At 66.6% G+C, this 4,733-nt stretch carries 2 protein-coding genes and 1 pseudogene; all 3 read right to left on the reverse strand.

The genetic code is table 11. The features are described 5' to 3' along the window. Nucleotides 1-723, reverse strand: a 723-nt coding sequence (locus NTD88_RS02995; RefSeq protein ID WP_262191708.1) for a GntR family transcriptional regulator, incomplete at its 3' end; no start/stop codon positions are given. A 12-nt stretch (nucleotides 724-735) separates the two neighbouring features. Then, nucleotides 736-4,362, reverse strand: a complete 3,627-nt coding sequence (gene uca / locus NTD88_RS03000) for an urea carboxylase (protein ID WP_262153775.1) — start codon at nucleotides 4,360-4,362, stop codon at nucleotides 736-738. Nucleotides 4,363-4,374: 12 nt separating this feature from the next. After that, nucleotides 4,375-4,733: pseudogene (locus tag NTD88_RS03005) on the reverse strand (allophanate hydrolase); the annotation flags it as partial.

A 4,733-nucleotide genomic window follows, 5' to 3' on the forward strand; every position in this document is an offset into this window, starting at 1 on the left:
GCCGCCCACCACCTTCATCGCCAACCGCTGCCGCGCGCTGTGCAGCATGTGCAAGGTGATCTTGCGCACTTCCGCCTTGCTCACTTCGATGTGGGCACGGAGCAACTGGCAAGCCTGTTCGCCGCGACGCTGGAGGATCGCGTCGAGGATGTCGCCATGCTCCTCGTAGGTGGCGGACACCCGCGGCGACTGGGTGAAATCCAGGCGCCGGATGATGCGGATCTGCTCGGTCACCTCGCGGTGCACCCGGGCCATTTCCCGGTTGCCGGTGGCGGCCACCAGCGCGCAGTGGAATTCCTCGTCCAGGCGTGACACCGCGCGGCCATCCTGCAAACGCTGGTCCTCCTCGACCAGCCAGATGTTCACCAGATGCTCCAGGTGCCCGGCCAGTTCGACCTCCAGCCCGCACAGATGGCGAACCGAGGCCAGCTCCAGGACGATGCGCAGGTCATACAGTTCCTCGAACCGCGCGAAGTCGAACGGCCGGACCTGCCAGCCGCTGCGAAAATGCACTTCCAGGTAACCCTCGCGCTCCAGGTGGTAGAGCGCCTGGCGCACCGGCGTGCGGCTGACGGCCAGGCGCTTGGCAACATCGCCTTCGCTAAAGCGATCGCCCGGCAGCAGGCGGAATTCGAAAATGTCCTCCTTGAGCTGCTGGTAGATACCTTCGGCGAGGTTTTCCGGCCGCTCCCGGGCGGCCTTTTTTTCAGGGGTGGGTAACATGATCAGACGTCCTCAAGCCACGGGATCCAGCAACAGCAATGCGTCGCCGGGCAGTACCGCCTTGCCCGGCTGGCAGCGCACGGCGCGCACCGTTCCGCTGACCGGCGCGAACACCGACAGCTCCATTTTCATCGCCTCCACGACCATCAACGGCGCCCCCGCCTCCACGGTCTGACCCGGCTGCACAAGGATTTTCCAGACGCTGCCGCACATGTCGGCGCTGACCACATGGGCATCGCCGTAGTCATCGGCGTCGTGCGGTGGGCGGATCGCGGCGGTGGCCTCTTCATCATCCTGCTCGCGCCAACGGGCGATTTCCGCATTGAACGCCTGTTTCTGCCGCGCCTGGAAGTCGGTGATATCCGCTTCATTGGCCTGGAGGAAACGCTGGTACTCAGCGAAGTCGAACACCGCGTCCTCAATGCGGATCTGCGCCCGGCCCTCGCGGAAGGCATCGCGGAAGGTGTCCAGTTCAGCCTCGCTGACCGGATAGAAACGCACCTGGTCGAAGAAGTGCAGCAGCCACGGCTGGCCGTCCTTGAACTGGGCATTGCGCGAAAAGCGGTTCCAGATCGGCAGGGTCCGCCCCACCAGTTGATAGCCGCCGGGGGAATCCATGCCGTAGATGCACATGTACATGCCGCCGATACCGACGGTGCCCTCGGCGGTGAAGGTCCGCGCCGGGCTGTATTTGGAACTGAGCAGACGATGGCGCGGGTCGAGCGGCACCGCGCACGGGGCGTCCAGATAAACATCGCCCAGGCCGAGAATCAGGTAGCTGGCGTCGAAAAGGATGTCGCGCACTTCCTCGCGGGTCGCCAGGCCGTTGGCGCGCTGGATGAAATCGACATTGTTCGGCAGCCAGGGCGCTTCGCTGCGCACGGTTTCGCTGTAGCGCTGCACGGCGCCGAGGGTGGCGCTGTCCTCGAAGGCCATCGGCAGGTGGAGGATGCGCGTGGGGATTTTCACCTCGTCGACGTCCGCCAGCCCGGCCTCCAGCTCTAGCAAATGCGCAATCAACGCCGACTGGTGCAGTTGCCGGCTGTTGTAGCGCAGTTGCAGCGAGCGCACCCCCGGCGCCAGCTCTTCCAGACCGCGCAACGGTTTGGCCTTGAGCGCTTCCATCAACAGATGGATACGCAGGCGCAGGGCCAGGTCGAGCACGTTGTCGCCGTACTCCACCAACACATAGGCGTCGCCCGCCTGGCGGTAAGTGACGTGGGGGCGCTTGCCGCTGGCGGGCAGTTCGGCCAGCACCGTGGCGGACACCGTGGTGGCCGGTTGCAGGCTGGGCGCCGGCAGGGTCACCGCGGCAATCGCCGCCAGCGCCGCGATGCTGCCCAGTTGCGCCTGCTCCAGGCTCTGCGCCTGCTTGAAGCTGATCGGGTGGAACCGCACCGTGTCACCGGGCTTGACCTGGCCGACCTTCCACAACTCGGCCTTGGCGATGGTCACCGGGCAGACGAAGCCGCCCAGGCTCGGGCCATCCTTGGTCAGGATCACCGGGAAGTCGCCGGTGAAGTTGATGGCGCCGATGGCGTATTCGCAATCGTGCACGTTCGACGGGTGCAGCCCCGCCTCGCCACCGTCGGCTCGGGCCCAGTCCGGCTTGGGCCCGGAAAGGCGCACGCCGAGGCGATTGGAGTTGTAGTGCACTTCCCATTCGGCGGCGAAGAATACCTCGATGGATGCTTCGGTGAAAAAGTCCGGCGCGCCATGCGGGCCGTAGAGCACGCCGATCTGCCAGGTGCGGCCGTAGGCGGGAATCAGGCTGGCATCCAGCGCCTGCGGCGGGCTCACCGGCGCCGGCGTGGTGCAGGCGGCCAGCTCGGGACGGGACACGCCGAGGAGATCGCCGGGGCGCAGGGTGCGCCCGGCATGACCGCCGAACTGGCCGAGGGCGAAGGTCGAGCGGCTGCCGAGATAGACCGGCACATCCAGGCCGTTGCGCACCGCCAGATAGGTGCGGCAGCCACTGGCGGCGCGGCCCAGGGTGAGCACCTGGCCGGCCTTGACCGCGATTGGCGCCCAGTAGGCGACACCCTCGCCGTCCAGGGTCGCCGGGCAATCGGCGCCGGTCAGGGCGATCAAGCCGTCGCTGTGGAAACGCAGGGTCGGCCCCTGCAAGGTGAATTCCAGACCCGCGGCGCTCTCATGGTTGCCGACGATGCGGTTGGCCAGGCGAAAGGCGAAATCATCCATCGGCCCGGACGGCGGCACGCCGATGTCCCAGTAACCGAGGCGGCCGGGAAAGTCCTGCACGCTGGAATAGGTGCCCGGCTCCAGCACTTCGATGGCCTGCGGCTGATAGTCGAAGCTGTCGAGCAGGCGGGTCCAGACCTCGCCGCTGTGGAAACGCGGCGCGGCCACCACCTGGCGCAGGTAGTCGAGGTTGGTGGCGATGCCGTGCAGGCGGGTCGCGGCCAGCGCCGCGGTCATGGCGGCAATCGCCTGCTCGCGGGTGTCGGCGTGAACGATCAGTTTGGCGATCATCGGGTCATAGAAGGCCGAGACCTCACTGCCGGTGCTGACCCAGGTATCGATCCGCACGCCCGCCGGAAAATGCACGTCGGTCAACACACCCGGGCTCGGCTGGAAGTTCTTCAGCGGATCTTCGGCGTACAGGCGCACCTCGATCGCCGCGCCTTGCGGTTGCCGTTGCAGCGCCGGCCAGTCCAACGCCTCGTCGGCGGCGACCTGGAGCATGCATTCGATCAGGTCCAGGCCGGTGACCATCTCGGTCACCGGGTGCTCGACCTGCAGGCGCGTATTGACCTCCAGGAAGTAGAAATCGTCGCGGGCGGCGTCATAGATGAACTCGACCGTGCCGGCGCTACGGTAGGCCACCGACTCGCCGAGCTTCACCGCGGCGGCATGCAGGCGCTCGCGGGTCGCCTGTGGCAGGTTCGGCGCCGGGGTTTCTTCCACCACTTTCTGGTTGCGCCGCTGCAACGAGCAGTCGCGCTCGCCGAGGGCGACCACGCGGCCCTGACCGTCACCAAAAATCTGCACCTCGACATGCCGCGCCTGATCGACGAAGCACTCGAGGAACACCCCGGCATCACTGAAAAACTGCTCGCCCATGCGCTTGACGCTGTCGTAGGCGCTGGCCAGCGCGGCGGCGTCGGCGCAGCGGGTCAGGCCGATGCCGCCTCCGCCAGCGGTGGTTTTCAGCATCACCGGGTAACCGATGCGCTGCGCGGCTTGCAAGGCGTCATCGAGGCTGTCGAGCAAGCCGGTACCGGGCGCCATCGGCACACCGGCCACCGCCGCCAGTTCACGGGCGCGGTGCTTGAGGCCGAACTCGCGAATCTGCAACGCGGTCGGGCCGATAAAGGCGATGCCCTCGGCCTCGCAGGCCTCGGCGAACTCGGCGCTTTCCGAAAGAAAGCCATAGCCGGGGTAAATGGCCTGGGCGCCGCTTTCACGGGCGGCGTCAAGAATGCGTTCGGCACGCAGGTAACTGTCGGCGGCTTTCTCGCCGCCCAGGGCGATGGCGAGGTCGGCATCGCGGACATGCTGGGCGTTACGGTCGGCCTCGGAATACACCGCGACGCTGCGCACCCCGAGTTTTTTCAAGGTGCGAATGGCACGGACGGCGATTTCGCCACGGTTGGCGATCAGGACGGTATGGAACATTGCGCTCTCTCCTTAAGCGGGTTTGCGGCTGGCGACAAAAGCGCGCCATCCGGCAAAGGCAGTGATGTCCTCGGCGCTTTCCAGCGCCCAGGCCTCGCAGATGAATCCTTTCACCCAGCGACCGTCGTTCAGTTGCACATTGCCGATGCCCAAGGGTAGTGGAATCTCCGCGACGAACTCACCGAAGCGCGCCAGCGGGATATCCCAGACCTCGACGATGATCGGGCTGCCGCTGCCGTCGGCGCTGCGCGCCAGGCCCGGCTTGGGCGGCACGGTGCCGGGCAGCGCGTACAGGCGGTAGTCGGCGCTGGTCAGGGTTTGCTCCACCAGCACCGCGTCGCGGGTCAGCAACTGGAAATTCAGCGGCATGC

Source organism: Pseudomonas sp. 20P_3.2_Bac5, from assembly GCF_025466035.1.
Lineage (GTDB): Bacteria > Pseudomonadota > Gammaproteobacteria > Pseudomonadales > Pseudomonadaceae > Aquipseudomonas.